The sequence below is a fragment of the Nitrospira sp. CR1.1 genome, assembly GCA_014055465.1.
Taxonomy (GTDB): domain Bacteria; phylum Nitrospirota; class Nitrospiria; order Nitrospirales; family Nitrospiraceae; genus Nitrospira_A.
This window is the reverse complement of the sequence record WIAF01000001.1, coordinates 906,925-919,509: the sequence shown is the minus strand read 5'-3', so window position 1 is coordinate 919,509 and position 12,585 is coordinate 906,925. Positions and strand designations below refer to the sequence as shown.

The 12,585-nt window shown below is 57.8% G+C and carries 17 protein-coding genes, 1 tRNA gene and 2 pseudogenes; 14 read left to right on the top strand and 6 right to left on the bottom strand.

What is annotated here, in order from left to right; all coding sequences use genetic code 11:
* Window positions 1-345: 345 nt before the first annotated feature.
* Complete coding sequence (locus tag GDA65_04600) at window positions 346-786, bottom strand: PEGA domain-containing protein (GenBank protein MBA5861968.1); 441 nt, start codon at window positions 784-786, stop codon at window positions 346-348.
* Between the two features lie 382 nt (window positions 787-1,168).
* Window positions 1,169-1,675 carry a helix-turn-helix domain-containing protein gene (locus GDA65_04595; GenBank protein ID MBA5861967.1) on the bottom strand — a complete coding sequence of 169 codons (507 nt, stop codon included), beginning with the start codon at window positions 1,673-1,675 and terminating at the stop codon, window positions 1,169-1,171.
* Between the two features lie 226 nt (window positions 1,676-1,901).
* Here GDA65_04595 and GDA65_04590 point away from each other — a divergent pair, with 226 nt between their 5' ends.
* Window positions 1,902-2,246, top strand: a complete 345-nt coding sequence (locus GDA65_04590) for a hypothetical protein (GenBank protein ID MBA5861966.1) — start codon at window positions 1,902-1,904, stop codon at window positions 2,244-2,246.
* On the opposite strand, the gene GDA65_04585 is transcribed toward GDA65_04590, so the two are convergent.
* The 3 genes and pseudogenes from GDA65_04585 to GDA65_04575 all read right to left on the bottom strand — a co-directional run bounded on the left by GDA65_04585 (window position 2,134) and on the right by GDA65_04575 (window position 3,027).
* Window positions 2,134-2,439, bottom strand: a complete 306-nt coding sequence (locus tag GDA65_04585; GenBank protein MBA5861965.1) for a HigA family addiction module antidote protein — start codon at window positions 2,437-2,439, stop codon at window positions 2,134-2,136. The two genes, GDA65_04590 and GDA65_04585, sit on opposite strands and share 113 nt — an antisense overlap.
* Before the next feature lie 11 nt (window positions 2,440-2,450).
* Window positions 2,451-2,718, bottom strand: a pseudogene (locus GDA65_04580) (excinuclease ABC subunit A).
* 234 nt (window positions 2,719-2,952) lie between these two features.
* Window positions 2,953-3,027, bottom strand: a tRNA-Gly gene (locus GDA65_04575).
* Between the two features lie 276 nt (window positions 3,028-3,303).
* Between GDA65_04575 and GDA65_04570 the strand changes: the two genes are divergently transcribed.
* From GDA65_04570 to GDA65_04555, 4 genes and pseudogenes are all read left to right on the top strand, one after another.
* Window positions 3,304-3,633 (top strand): hypothetical protein, encoded by a 330-nt coding sequence (locus tag GDA65_04570; protein MBA5861964.1) that lies wholly within the window; start codon window positions 3,304-3,306, stop codon window positions 3,631-3,633.
* A gap of 83 nt (window positions 3,634-3,716) precedes the next feature.
* Window positions 3,717-4,085, top strand: coding sequence for a hypothetical protein (locus GDA65_04565; protein ID MBA5861963.1), 369 nt, complete (start codon window positions 3,717-3,719; stop codon window positions 4,083-4,085).
* Window positions 4,086-4,142: 57 nt separating this feature from the next.
* The gene (locus GDA65_04560; protein MBA5861962.1) at window positions 4,143-4,376 is read left to right on the top strand and encodes a hypothetical protein; all 234 of its coding nucleotides are present in this window, start codon (window positions 4,143-4,145) and stop codon (window positions 4,374-4,376) included.
* A gap of 146 nt (window positions 4,377-4,522) precedes the next feature.
* Window positions 4,523-4,732: pseudogene (locus tag GDA65_04555) on the top strand (cytoplasmic protein).
* Window positions 4,733-4,880: 148 nt separating this feature from the next.
* Here the strand turns inward: GDA65_04555 and GDA65_04550 are convergent.
* On the bottom strand, window positions 4,881-5,219 hold the full coding sequence (locus GDA65_04550) for a hypothetical protein (protein ID MBA5861961.1): 339 nt from the start codon (window positions 5,217-5,219) through the stop codon (window positions 4,881-4,883).
* A 101-nt stretch (window positions 5,220-5,320) separates the two neighbouring features.
* Here GDA65_04550 and GDA65_04545 point away from each other — a divergent pair, with 101 nt between their 5' ends.
* The 9 genes from GDA65_04545 to GDA65_04505 all read left to right on the top strand — a co-directional run bounded on the left by GDA65_04545 (window position 5,321) and on the right by GDA65_04505 (window position 12,524).
* The gene (locus tag GDA65_04545) at window positions 5,321-5,947 is read left to right on the top strand and encodes a DUF502 domain-containing protein (protein ID MBA5861960.1); all 627 of its coding nucleotides are present in this window, start codon (window positions 5,321-5,323) and stop codon (window positions 5,945-5,947) included.
* Window positions 5,944-6,462, top strand: a complete 519-nt coding sequence (locus GDA65_04540) for a GNAT family N-acetyltransferase (protein MBA5861959.1) — start codon at window positions 5,944-5,946, stop codon at window positions 6,460-6,462. Before GDA65_04545 ends, GDA65_04540 begins: the two co-directional genes overlap by 4 nt.
* A gap of 37 nt (window positions 6,463-6,499) precedes the next feature.
* Entirely contained in the window at window positions 6,500-6,880 is a 381-nt protein-coding gene (locus GDA65_04535; GenBank protein ID MBA5861958.1) for a hypothetical protein, read from the top strand.
* Between the two features lie 4 nt (window positions 6,881-6,884).
* The gene (locus GDA65_04530) at window positions 6,885-7,307 is read left to right on the top strand and encodes a hypothetical protein (protein ID MBA5861957.1); all 423 of its coding nucleotides are present in this window, start codon (window positions 6,885-6,887) and stop codon (window positions 7,305-7,307) included.
* Between the two features lie 57 nt (window positions 7,308-7,364).
* Entirely contained in the window at window positions 7,365-8,231 is an 867-nt protein-coding gene (locus tag GDA65_04525) for a TIGR00730 family Rossman fold protein (protein ID MBA5861956.1), read from the top strand.
* Window positions 8,228-9,625 carry an MBL fold metallo-hydrolase gene (locus GDA65_04520; protein MBA5861955.1) on the top strand — a complete coding sequence of 466 codons (1,398 nt, stop codon included), beginning with the start codon at window positions 8,228-8,230 and terminating at the stop codon, window positions 9,623-9,625. Before GDA65_04525 ends, GDA65_04520 begins: the two co-directional genes overlap by 4 nt.
* Before the next feature lie 150 nt (window positions 9,626-9,775).
* Window positions 9,776-10,939 carry a S58 family peptidase gene (locus tag GDA65_04515; protein MBA5861954.1) on the top strand — a complete coding sequence of 388 codons (1,164 nt, stop codon included), beginning with the start codon at window positions 9,776-9,778 and terminating at the stop codon, window positions 10,937-10,939.
* 84 nt (window positions 10,940-11,023) lie between these two features.
* A complete protein-coding gene (locus GDA65_04510; protein MBA5861953.1) occupies window positions 11,024-11,251 on the top strand; it encodes a hypothetical protein in 228 nt (75 codons plus the stop codon).
* Between the two features lie 46 nt (window positions 11,252-11,297).
* Window positions 11,298-12,524, top strand: a complete 1,227-nt coding sequence (locus GDA65_04505) for a hypothetical protein (GenBank protein ID MBA5861952.1) — start codon at window positions 11,298-11,300, stop codon at window positions 12,522-12,524.
* Window positions 12,525-12,585: the final 61 nt, after the last annotated feature.

The following is a 12,585-nucleotide window of genomic DNA, read 5'->3' as shown; positions in this document are numbered from 1 at the left end:
CCCTGAATTATTGGAGACCGTCACGTGAGCTATGCTAGGTTCGCATCGCCGCATAGGCGGCTTAAACCGATCACGCCCAGGCCAAATCCTCAGGTCTCGATCGGTCTACATTTGCGGGGCGGGTCACAGTGTGCCTGACTCACCTTCACGCTGGTACAACTACCGGGGGCAGGTCAGCCAGCCTGGTGCCACAACAAATTGAGTGTGCTGAGCGAGGGTTTCGGCGGGGCTCTTCATCAGCAGGGTGATCCTCATTCTTGCTGGAACTATTCAAGAGTATCACGGGTGTATCACCGAGCACATCGGAAGGGACGAGGGAACATCTCTCCCGATATGCTCCGCCCACTACTTAACTTCTTGGCGGGAGGGTGGGGCAGAACTGACCGAGGTCGGAATGGGATGCAGCCTAATGTGATAATTCGTGTTCGCCACGTACCACCAGTCTCCCGTGATGGCATCAACCAGTAATGGGATCGGGCCTAAAAGAAGTCCAGGAAAGAAATCTTGGACAAGGTGTGAGGTTCTGAATCCACGCTGAATAGCAACTGTTTGCGGTTGGTAGCCTTCTTTTGTAACTTGGACAGCTTGAGGGATGCTATAGCCTCCAGGCACGGTGGCGCTCATCGGAGTGGAGCCAGTTATGCTGCCGAGGGTGACGTTCGCATCGTCCGGTTGTGTGGTCACGCTAATTTGCTGGTCGATGTTCGCCATCGTCGCGCATCCACCCAGCAAAAGGGATGAAAGACCCAGGGGAAGAACAATAAGTGAGAGGATAGATCGCATCATCGCTTCCTTTCTGATATTGCCTTATGCACCACCGATGGCGCCCCGTCACGTGGGGAAAATCGCAAGTCACTGAACTAGCTGACTCCTATCCCAGCAAGACAAGTGTAGCAAATTTCAGAATTTCTGCTGCGATCAACAAGCGAGCGATACCATTCTAAAGCACTTCGGCCCACAAACCACTAACGATTGCCCCACGTTGATCAAAGATGTCTGGTCCTGGCGGCACCGAAGCGTGCGCGTGACACACCTTGATCCAGGATATAGTGGGCGATTACTCGTCTTGATCTTGGGGTAATAGTGCTATTTGGTGATCGTGCTGAAGTCCCTTTTTCGGCATGGCCCAAATCAGCGGCCATCAAAATACAGAGGGTGATCCCTATTCTTAGAGGTGTACTGCCTTGTCAAGCAGCGACTGTCGAGGGCGTCGCGGGCCGGTGCGCCGGATTGGCGGATAGCCGAGATCCCGGCAGATCCGGCGGATGGTTGCGGCCGCGACGCGGATGCGATGCACCCGATCCAGCCAGAACCGGGTCCGCATCGCCCCAAACTGCAGCTCGCGGCGCGCCTGCTCGATCAACCGCACCGCCTCGTCGGAGATGCGTCGGCGGCGCTTCACCGGATGGCGCGGCACCAATCCGGCGGGCCCACTGGCTACCCAGCGCCGGTGCCAGGTTCTCACCGTCTTGCGATCCAAGCCGAAGCGCCGGGCGGCGCCTTTGAACCCATATTCGTCCGCGTAGCGCAACATCGCCAGTCGGCTGTTGATGAGGTGATGATGTCGTGTGGCGATGCTCAATGTTCTCAGTTCCTTCGTCGTGATCAATCGCATGGGATCCCCCTTGGTCATGGTGTGCGACTGTAGACCATGCGGGGGACCAACTCTCAACATGATAGTTCACATGTGTTCTTCTGCGCATTCTGCCCCAAATGAGCCAGTCATTCCGGTCGAACTCAGCCACGCGTTCCATTCCAACTCAGCCACTTGTTCCGGTACGGTGAGCCATCTGTTCCGTGGCTCACAATCTTCCGCGCAACTTATTCGAGAACGGGTCATCCTTCCAGGACCACTCGTGGCATCCAAGGGTGGTTCAACAAGAACTCGTGTTGAGTAGGAGATGAGCGAAAACGGCCTTTGTCCAGGTATTGAGACAGCGCGCACTGTCACACGCCATCTCGCAGGCCTCCTAGCCTACGGCCGCCACCGCGTCACCAACGCAGGAGCCGAGGGCATGAACCGCAAGATCCAGCTCATCATGAGAACCTCTTGCCCTGCCGTGCTCATTTTGCGCTCAACTCCACCTTACTCCAGAATGTCACTTACCAACTTACAAGAGGTGGCTGATTTGATCAGAGTACGCTTTCTTCAATGTGTTTCTTCACTCTCACCGGCAGGGATTTCTCCGCAAGCCGCAGCTCATACGTTTTCTGCAGGTTCATCCAAAATTCAGGGGTCATGTTGAAAAACGTCGCCAGGCGCACGGCGGTATCGTCCGTGATCCCCAGCTGTCCTTTGATAAGCGCCGTGATCCGATTCGCCGGAACCTCAAGGGTCCTGGCAAGCGTATTGGCGTTAATCGGAGGATCCGACGGTTTCAGGAATTCTGCCAGCAAAATTTCTCCAGGATGAACCGGCCGCATGCCATTCTTACTCATGCTGTTTCCCTTCAGTGGTAATCGGTGATTTCGACTTCATAAGATCTGTCCGCCTTCCAAAGAAAACAGATCCGCCACGGATCGTTGATCCTGACACTGTGCTGTCCAACCCGGTCCGCTTTGTAACTTCTCTAATCGATTTACGGCTGGTGCCAGCAGGTCTTTCAGGTCAGAGACGTTATCGAGGATCGTGAGCTTCCGCTCCGCGATCTTCCTGAAGCTGGAGAATTTCCGAACCGCCTCTCTCGCAAAGAGCCTATCAGATGGTTGGTTGCATATTCCGCTTCAGTCAGGCAGATCCTGATGCCCGGCCCGTCGAGTCACCCCACCGTATAAAGTTCAGCTCCCTTGTAAGCTTCTTCAGCTGCGCCATGAGATAGGCGAGCTATCAGGGACCAGGTTCGGGCATTGAAAGAGTTGTCCAACAAAAGGTCAGTTTGGATGACCTTAAGCCACGGACCGCCTATGGAGCGGAGAGTGGAGAACGGCGCTGTAAGGAAGTGATTGAAAAATTGGAGCGGGAAACGGGATTTGAACCCGCGACCCTCGCCTTGGCAAGGCGATGCTCTACCACTGAGCTATTCCCGCATCCGTCTGAAGAAGCGGGATTCTACCGATCAGATGTCAAGACTGTCAAGCCAGCGCTCGCAAATATCCTTCGCCAAGCGATACTCATCGATTCATACACAATCACAGGTGAGTCGAAAAAACCTTCGCCGCACAACTTGCCCTTCTGCTACCGGAACCTTGGCCTTTCGCCTCAGACCTGTCTGCTTCTTCTGTCCACTTGACGGACTTGAGAGGCTTGAGTACAGTGAATGTCATGTCGCATTTCGCCATTCCTATCAATGAGGTAACCGTAGCGTGACCTCCCGCCCGCAGCAGTCGGCCCCGTTTGCAGCGCAAGCCATTTCATTTGACGAGTATCTCGCATCAGGCAAGATTCCCGACGGACTGCTTGTCAGCGAGTATGTGGAGCAGCAGTTCGTTGAACGGCTAGTGCACTACGTACTCAGTGTTCCGGCCGGCAGTTACTCGATGGCCCAACTCAGCCGCCTTCTCGAGCAATTAGATCCTCGCGCCCAGGTATTTTTCTTTAAGCGATTGAAAGAGAACAGCCCGGACAGCCTCAAAGATTTTGCCCCGCTGTATTACGGGTTCATGAACGAATTTCACTCCCTCCTGTTCACGTAGTCGCCGTTCATCAAAAAAATTTCTTGTCGCCCCCCTAATCTCAGGTATAATCACGAGAACCTCTTAATGAGCCAAGGAGCACTATGAATCCCACGTTACAACGCGCTGTTACGAGTTTCTATAATCTGGTGTATGAAGCCCAGACGTTTGCAACAACCATGTCCCGCATCGATACCGCTGAGCAGGAACATTACGCCGGGCGGATCGAAGGTCTCAATTGGGTCCTGGATCGCTGCCAGGAGCTTGAGGATATGGACGCCAATATCACTCCGACGACGCTCCAACGCGTCTTGACGGAAGTGAAGTCAGACTTGGATCATGAGCTCTCCGTGCAGCGTCGTGAAAAAGGCCGGCGCGCAGACGGACGCGAGGAGGCTCTGACCTTCGTCGCGGACTACTTGTCCAGCCTGATCACGGCAACTGAGATCGAGTCCGCAAAAACCTCCGTGTAACCGCCTGTCGATTGTCTCCAGGCTTACCCTTCGTTATGGCCTCCTCCGAGGGCGACTATGGCCCGTGAGTGGATCATCTTCGCCATTTGTCTCGGCTTGGGAGGCCATATTGCCCTCGCCGTCGTTCTGCATGCACCGGACATGTGGCCGTGGAGCAAGGCCTGGCTGTACGGATTACTGTCCGGCCTGGCGCTTTATGTGGTGGTTCAGGTCATCCGCTCACTCTGGTGGGTGTTTCGCGGGAGAAACAACGAAGAGCCCGATGCCGCTGAAGACCAGCATATTCGCTGATTCCTATCCGGACGAACTCACACGCCGCCCGTTGCGCGCGGCACCCCGCTCTCAGTAGAATGCCCTTCATGCGGCCACGTTCGAACAAACCTTCACCGCCAGGCTGGCCCCCGCGTCCAGCAAGCCCGCGGGCCACGCCCTCGTCTCAGGACCAGCGTCAGACGGATCAGTACGATTCGTTTAACGCCTCTTTGCTGTACTGCGGACAGTGTCGCCAAGCCACCCCTACACGGCAGCGCCTGCTCCTCGTGTTACCCTCAGGAAATCTGTACGAATACCTGTGCGCGCAATGCGGAACTTCCACCGGTTCAAAAACGGAGAGCGCGTCAGGAGACAGCGGCCTCCTGGCGCCATAGGTACCACTCGCCCGCTGTCAGGAACCGGTCCCAGCCAAGAATCTCAGAGTGAAGGCATGCAAGGATGCAGAGCACGCGCTCCTTGCGGAGCTATCCACCCAACCGATCAAGTGTTGATGTGAAACTGAGAAGGTTCGAGGCAGGAAACCTACGCCAGCTGTTCGAGCGGAATCCCCTCATCGATCAACATGACAGGAATATCTTCCCGCACGGGGTACAGAATTTTATTGTCCGATCGCACTAATCCGCCGTCGAGCTTTTCCGTGACTGACTTTTGCGCCTTGTTCTTTAACACGCCGCGCTCAATCGCCCCGTTCACTTTTTGAATCAACAGCTCGTCAGCCAGCACGACCGTCTGCTTGGTTTCAGGGCAGCACAGAATGGCCAACAAGTCCTTGTCGAGATTGACTTTCTTTTGAACGGCGTCACTCACGGTAGCTCTCACAATCTCACCCGGGAAGGGTGACTCAAAGGTTACAGGAAACATAGTCCAAATGCATCGGCAGATCAAGAAGATACCAAAACTCTTCGCCATCTGGTATCGTAGATCATCGATACCCCTCTCGCGCACCAACACCGGGACCCAGCGTGACGTCTTCTCATCGGCTTGGACGCATCTTTTTCACAGGACTGCTCCTGCTCGTTCCGGCCTGGACGACGTTTTTGATCCTGACGGCTCTGTTCGAAACGCTGGATTCGTTCTTGCTCGATCTCATCGGCCGGCAGATGCAGCCCTATGCTCCGGGATTGGGAATTGTGTTGCTCATCGGCATGGTCCTTCTTGTTGGAGTCATTGCCACCCAGGTCATTGGACAGCGATTCGTCCACTGGGCGGAAACGACCCTCGAAGGAATCCCTTTAATCCGCAGCATCTACCTCACCCTGAAAAGCATGACGGATCTCCTGAACTATCGCGCGCGCTTCGGACAAAGTACGGTGGTCGCGTTTCCGTTCCCTCGCGATGGGCTCTGGGCGCTCGGCTTCGTCATGGGCTCACCGCCGGCGGCACTACAGATCGCCCCGACGGTTGAATTGGTCATGGTGTTCGTCCCGACTGCCATTCACCCCTTCACGGGATATCTCGCGATGATCCCCAAAAGCCAACTGCAGCCCTTGAATCTCTTGCCGGAGGAAGCGCTCAAGTTGGAATTTTCAGCGGGTTTGTATCGCCCCTTGCAAGGCTGGCTCACGGCCCCGGCGGGAAAGTCGTCATGATCTCCACGAACCAGCTGCGCATCCGCCAGGCCACTATACAGGACTTGGATATCCTCACCAGATTCAGCGCAGCCATGGCCCTGGAGACTGAACACCGACAACTGGACGTTTCACGTCTACGATTAGGCACCCAAGCCGTGATCGACCGCCCGGAACGCGGGAAATATTACGTCGCGGACTTGCACCGAAATGCTTCGGCCGATACAGTGACCGTTGGACAGCTTCTGATCACGTACGAATGGAGCGACTGGCGGAATGCCCAATTCTGGTGGATTCAGAGCGTCTACGTTGAGCCGGCATGGCGACGACAAGGCGTGTACCGTGCCATGCACCGGGCCGTGATGACGCTGGCGCAATCGCGAGCAGACGTCTGCGGTGTCCGGTTGTATGTGGAGGGCGACAACCGCATCGCCCAAGGGGTGTACGAACGGGTTGGACTCACCCCGTCCACCTACCGGATCTTCGAGTCCGATTTCGTCCTTCCCAAACCTTCTCCTCCCGGCCACAACAGCTAACCGGCCGGGAGGATTGTACGCAAAAGGAGGATCGCACATGCGACGAGTGGGGCTGCTGCTGAGCGTGATGATGCTGATGCTGAACGCCTGCGCATTCAGCCGAGGCACCCTGGGCGACGAAATCAAGATGGAAACCGTCAATTCGATCAAAAAGGGTATCACCACGCGGGCGGACATCCTGGCCCAACTCGGCGCTCCGGACCGTCTTCTGCAATTGAACGGGCGCGATCTCTTTCAATACTATCGATACGACGCCAAGGTCGGTAGCCTCCTCCTGATCCTGCTCAACTTCTCCCGTGTGTCTGTCAAGAGCGACGACCTGTTTGTCATCATCAATCGCGAAGGCATTGTGGAAGAGGTCATCGCGTCGAAACGAACAGAACAGCTGGAGTTCAGGTTCTGGCCCTTCGGAGATTGACGCTGTGTCACACAGGAACGTTTCGCTCACACTCCTTCTCGCGGTGATGCTGACGGTGTCCTTGCTCGGCTGCAACGTCGCGCGCCTGACCATCAATACTCCGCTGACTTCCGACTCGGTGGCCTTCATTACCGAAGGGCAGACCACTCTGGCCGATGTCGTCGACAAATTGGGCGCGCCAGATTCAATTACGGATGCCGAGGGAGGCGCCGTCGTGACCTATCGGTTTCTCAACGCAAAATACTCTCGGGTCAATTTCGGATGGCTGGTCAAGCCATGGTCGCCGGTCGACCCGGACCTTGTGTTCTCCCGTTCAGGCATGGGCACGGATGCCTTCGAGCTCCTCTGCGACACCAACTGGGTCGTGACGCACCAGTCCTTCGTGCGACATCGTCCAGAGCCACTGTTTACGCCCTATCCGTTTTGACCACGCGGCAGGGCCATCGCCGGCCACGAATTGCCGCCTTGCACGTATCTCGTTATAATGCCGCTCATGGGCGCAGGTTCCCCCGACGATTCAGCCAGCAGACACACTCACACCACGCCTTCCTCCTATATCCCCGCTGATCGCGACATCGACTTTCTCCAGCGCGACGAGTTGCGTCCGCTCCGTCTCGGGCTGGAATTGCTGAAGCCGGAATTGATCCAGACAGAGCAAGGCATCCGATCGACGATCGTCGTCTTTGGCAGTTCGCGGTTGGTCGAACCCTCCCGTGCCCGCGATGCCCTGGAAGCAGCCACGGCCGAGCTGAAAACCGCTCCGCAGGATCCCCTGCGACAGCAGCACGTCGCAAGGGCCGAACGCCGGTTGGCAATGGCTCACTACTATGATATCGCCCGCGAGTTCGGCCACCTCGTGTCCGCCACCTGCCAAATAGACGGGCAGTGCGACTACGTCATCGTCACCGGCGGAGGACCCGGCATCATGGAAGCGGCCAATCGTGGGGCGGCGGATGCAGGCGCAAAGTCGATGGGACTCAACATTACGCTGCCGCACGAACAACAACCGAACCCCTACATCACACCGGACCTCTGTTTTCAATTTCGCTATTTCGCGCTACGCAAAATGCATTTTCTCCTTCGCGCCCGGGCGCTGGTGGTCTTTCCCGGCGGGTTCGGCACGCTCGACGAATTATTTGAAACCCTGACGCTTCTGCAGACAGGTAAAACCCGCAACATTACCGTTGTCCTCATCGGGCAAGCCTATTGGGAACGGCTCATCAATTGGTCCATGCTGGTTGATGAAGGGCTCATCAGCCCCGGTGATCTGTCACTCTTCCATTTTGCGGAAACGGCCCGACAAGCCTGGGATCTGATCAGTCGAACCCATGGAGGCCCCGCGGCTCGATGAAACTTACCTTTCATGGCGCCGCGCGATCAGTCACCGGCAGCCGTCATCTGCTCGAAATGCCCGGCAGCCGAATCCTGTTGGACTGCGGCCTTTTTCAGGGCCAACGGCAGGAGGCCGATCGGCAGAACCGGTTCCTGGGATTTGATCCGCGCGCGATTCAAGCCGTACTCCTCTCGCACGCGCATATCGACCATTCCGGCGCGCTTCCCGTCCTCAGCCAACACCAGTTTCGCGGGGATGTGCACATGACGCGTGCCACGGCGGATCTCACCGCCGTCATGCTGGAGGACTCCGCCCGCCTGCAAGAAAACGATTGCGCCTACCTGAACCGAAAGGAAAATCGTCGCGGCAAGAAGTGCCTGCACCCCTTCTATGAGGCTCGGGACGCGCGAGCCATCATCCGTCGCTTCGTCGGCGCTCGCTACGGGGACACAATCAAAGTGACCCCTCGCGTCACTGCCTCCTTCCATGACGTGGGTCACATTCTAGGGTCTGCCGCCATTCGCCTCAAATACTCCGCACGCGGCAACAGCACCACTGTGCTGTTCTCTGGCGATCTGGGACGCTCGCACATGCCCATCCTCCGCGACCCGACGCCCCCGCCGAGTTGCGATATCTTGATCATCGAATCAACCTACGGTGATCGCGTCCATGAGGAGGCCGGCGAAGCGCTGACCAGGACCGCCCAACAGCTCGTCGCCCACGCCAAGGCGCATCACAGCAAGATTATCGTGCCCGCGTTCGCGCTCGGACGGACACAAGACCTCGTCATGCGAATCAAACAATTGGTGGCCGAGGGACAGATCGATCCGCTTCCCATTTACATCGACTCCCCCCTGGCCTCGAAGGTCACGGACGTATTTCGCAAGCACCCCGAATGTTACGACGAAGAAACCTATCGCACCTTCACCTCGGAAGGTGATCCCTTTGCGGCCCGGTATATCCGGTATGTCTCATCGCCGGATGAAAGTAAGCGCCTGAACAGCGCGAAAGGTCCCTGCGTGATCATCGCTTCCTCCGGCATGTGCGAAGGAGGGCGCGTGGTCCATCACCTCAAACATGCCATCCAGGACGAAGCTAATATCATCGCCATCGTGGGGTTTCAGGCCGAGCATACTTTGGGGCGCAGGCTGGTTGAAGGGTGGGACGTGGTCCCGCTATTCGGCATTCCCACCGCGCGCCGAGCCCAGGTGGTGGTGATTAACGGATTGTCGGCCCATGCGGACCGAAACGATCTGCTCGCATACGTGCGAGCGATCTCTCCCGCACCTCAGCAGATTTTCGTGGTCCACGGGGAAGAAAAACAGGCGCTGTCGCTGGGGGCGGCCATCCAGAACGAACACCCCCGGACATCAGTTGTCGTGCCCCACAAAGAGGGCAGTTATGAGATCTAGCATCACCCCTCGATTCGGAGCCTGGAACGCCTGGAGGATGCCGTCAGCATGAGCCCTACACCCACCGGTTCCCGTTCAATCATCGCCTGCTCCCTCCTCCTCATGACTGCGTGCGCCTCCTCCGGCTGGAGCGGGGATACGTCGAACGACATGACAGAGCAGACCCGGGTCCGCGCACGCGCGCTTGGGCTGAGACTCGGCCAATTGGAGCCCGGCCCGCTGAACGCCATCACCGATGTGCCGGGAGTGAAGGTCGGACACGTCACGCTGATACGCGGAGAAGGTCCTCTGCAACCAGGACAGGGGCCGGTCAGAACCGGCGTAACAGTCGTCGTACCACGGGAGGATGTCTGGCACAAGAAAGTTCCCGCAGGAGCGTTCGTACTGAATGGCACCGGAGAAATGACCGGCCTGGCCTGGATCGCCGAGTCGGGATTTCTCGAATATCCCATCGCGTTGACTAATACGCTCAATGTGCCGCGGGTCGCGAACGGCGTCATCAGCTGGATGCTCCGTCGCTATCCGGGGATCGGCATCACCGACGACACCCTTACGCCGGTCGTGGCGGAATGTGATGACGGACGGTTGAACGACATTCAGGGCCGGCATGTCTCTGAAGCTGATGTCGTGCAAGCCTTGGACGACGCAACAGCCGGACCGGTTTCGGAGGGGACCGTCGGCGCAGGCACCGGCATGATCTCCTATGGATTTAAGGGCGGCATCGGCACCGCTTCCCGGCGGCTTCCTGCAGCAGACGGAGGGTTTACGATCGGAGTATTGGTCAACGCCAACCACGGCCGTCGCCCTGAACTCGTCATGGGCGGAGTGCCGGTGGGACAACAGTATGCCACCGCGCCGACTCACTCCAGCGTGGCGCCGGATCCGAACCCTGAACGCTTCCATGCCTCCCGTGAAGGATCCAGCGGTAATGCCGAGGGGTCGATCATTGTCATCATTGCCACGGATGCCCCGCTCGATAGCCGGCAACTGACCCGACTCGGAAAGCGGGCAGCGTTGGGACTCGCCAGAACCGGTTCGACCGCACGCCATGGCAGCGGCGATTTCATGCTCGCCTTCTCCACGGGCAATATCATCCCCCATTACCCGACTGAGCCAACCTTTTCCCTGACGCATCTTGCCGACACCCATCTGAATGCCGTCATCACGGCTACGGTCGAGGCCACCGAAGAAGCGATCCTCAACGCCCTCACCGGCGCAACCACCGTGACGGGACGCGACGGGTTCCGGGTTGAGGCCATCTCGATCCCGCGTCTCCGCGCACTGTTGTCTTCGGACGTGACGATCAGGCGGTAACCAGACGAGCGGCGCGTTCCGCACCTTGCTTTTACAAGGCCCCAACGCTATTCTCCTGGCTCGTCTGTATTGATGCGGAGGGCTATGGCTGATTATTCCATGGGAGGCGGACTCACGCTTCTCACCGCGATCGAAAAAAGCGACAAATTTGCGGACTTTCTAAAAACGAGAATGGTGCAAGCCCTGGAAACGCAGGATCCGACCGAACTCCATTATTTGCTCGCACAGCTCGATGATTATCATTCGTACATGTGGCGCTACTACAAGAAACTCGCTACGGAACGACCCGAACGCATGAATCCAGGCATCTGACCACGGCGACTGCACACCGTTCAACCCCGATTCAGCAGGACACCCCGTGACTAGGACTCCGCCGTCAACGCTGCGATTTGCCTCCGCCCTCACCCGCCAGGGCAACGCACAGGCGGCCGCCGATGACTTGATCAAGTCCATCCGCGCACAGTTGGGTCCCGCGCGAATTGACGTGGCATTCCTCTTTATTTCCGCTCAGCATGCAGACCAGGCCGAGTCCCTTTCACAAGACCTCCGCACGGCACTGGCCCCGGTGACGCTGGTCGGCTGCACGGGCGAAGGGATTATTGCGACCGGACGTGAAATTGAGTCGGGTCCGGCTGCCACTCTCTGGGCAGCACATCTGCCCGGCGTGCTCATCCAACCGCTGCGGCTTTCCTTTTCAAGCGTCCATGACCAGTTCTCGCTGCGCAATTGGCCGGACATGGAGGATGCCGGAGCCACAGACCAGGTCATGATGCTGTTTGCCGATCCTTTTTCCACGCCCATGCAAGAAGTTTTGGCCGTCATTGAGGAGCAGTACCCCGGAACTCGCACGCTGGGGGGGCTGTCGGGAGGCGGGCAAGACCTCGGCGAAAACCGCCTGTTCCTCGATGACCAGGTATATACCGACGGATTAGTCGGCGTGGCGCTGTCCGGAAATATCGCAGTGCGCTCCGTCATCTCACAGGGCTGCCGTCCCATCGGTGACCGCTTCATCGTCACGAAGGCAGAGCACAATGTGATTCAAGAGCTCGGCGGAATGCCTGCCTTGCATTGCCTGCAGACGGTCTTTGAACAACTCAGCAGTGATGAACGGGCGCAAGCCCAACGGGCCTTGCATATCGGTATTGCGATGGACGAGCAACGTGCGCAATTCACCCGAGGCGATTTCTTGATCCGCAACCTGCTCGGAGCCGACCAGCAAACCGGCGCCATCGTCATCGGGGATGTCGTCCAGGAAGGACAGACCGTCCAGTTTCAAGTCCGCGATGCCCATTCCGCGGATGAAGATCTGCATGCCTTGCTCACCGCGGCCCCTCGCGGCGTACCATCACATCCGCTCGGCGCGCTGTTGTTCAGTTGTTGCGGACGCGGCAAAGGGCTGTTTGGCATGCCGCACCACGACGCATCCGTGTTGGGCGAACAATTGGGCGCCATCCCGCTCGCCGGTTTTTTTGCGCAGGGGGAAGTGGGACCGGTCGGGGGACGGAATTTTCTCCATGGCTATACGGCCAGCATTGCCATTTTCTCCGAGCCCGAGCGGCGGCATAGGCCAGATCTGAACCAGTAAATTGCTCCGCCTCTACGATGTCGGGATTCAGGTCACAGGGGGAGCTGAAAGGTACGTATGA

What these genes read in the sequence shown, in the direction of transcription:
- GDA65_04600 (MBA5861968.1), bottom strand. Translation starts at nt 786, where the DNA reads ATGATGCGATCTATCCTCTCACTTATTGTTCTTCCCCTGGGTCTTTCA.
- GDA65_04595 (MBA5861967.1), bottom strand. Translation starts at nt 1,675, where the DNA reads ATGTTGAGAGTTGGTCCCCCGCATGGTCTACAGTCGCACACCATGACC.
- GDA65_04590 (MBA5861966.1), top strand. Translation starts at nt 1,902, where the DNA reads ATGAGCGAAAACGGCCTTTGTCCAGGTATTGAGACAGCGCGCACTGTC.
- GDA65_04585 (MBA5861965.1), bottom strand. Translation starts at nt 2,439, where the DNA reads ATGAGTAAGAATGGCATGCGGCCGGTTCATCCTGGAGAAATTTTGCTG.
- GDA65_04565 (MBA5861963.1), top strand. Translation starts at nt 3,717, where the DNA reads ATGAATCCCACGTTACAACGCGCTGTTACGAGTTTCTATAATCTGGTG.
- GDA65_04560 (MBA5861962.1), top strand. Translation starts at nt 4,143, where the DNA reads ATGGCCCGTGAGTGGATCATCTTCGCCATTTGTCTCGGCTTGGGAGGC.
- GDA65_04550 (MBA5861961.1), bottom strand. Translation starts at nt 5,219, where the DNA reads ATGTTTCCTGTAACCTTTGAGTCACCCTTCCCGGGTGAGATTGTGAGA.
- GDA65_04540 (MBA5861959.1), top strand. Translation starts at nt 5,944, where the DNA reads ATGATCTCCACGAACCAGCTGCGCATCCGCCAGGCCACTATACAGGAC.
- GDA65_04535 (MBA5861958.1), top strand. Translation starts at nt 6,500, where the DNA reads ATGCGACGAGTGGGGCTGCTGCTGAGCGTGATGATGCTGATGCTGAAC.
- GDA65_04525 (MBA5861956.1), top strand. Translation starts at nt 7,365, where the DNA reads ATGCCGCTCATGGGCGCAGGTTCCCCCGACGATTCAGCCAGCAGACAC.
- GDA65_04520 (MBA5861955.1), top strand. Translation starts at nt 8,228, where the DNA reads ATGAAACTTACCTTTCATGGCGCCGCGCGATCAGTCACCGGCAGCCGT.
- GDA65_04515 (MBA5861954.1), top strand. Translation starts at nt 9,776, where the DNA reads ATGACAGAGCAGACCCGGGTCCGCGCACGCGCGCTTGGGCTGAGACTC.
- GDA65_04510 (MBA5861953.1), top strand. Translation starts at nt 11,024, where the DNA reads ATGGCTGATTATTCCATGGGAGGCGGACTCACGCTTCTCACCGCGATC.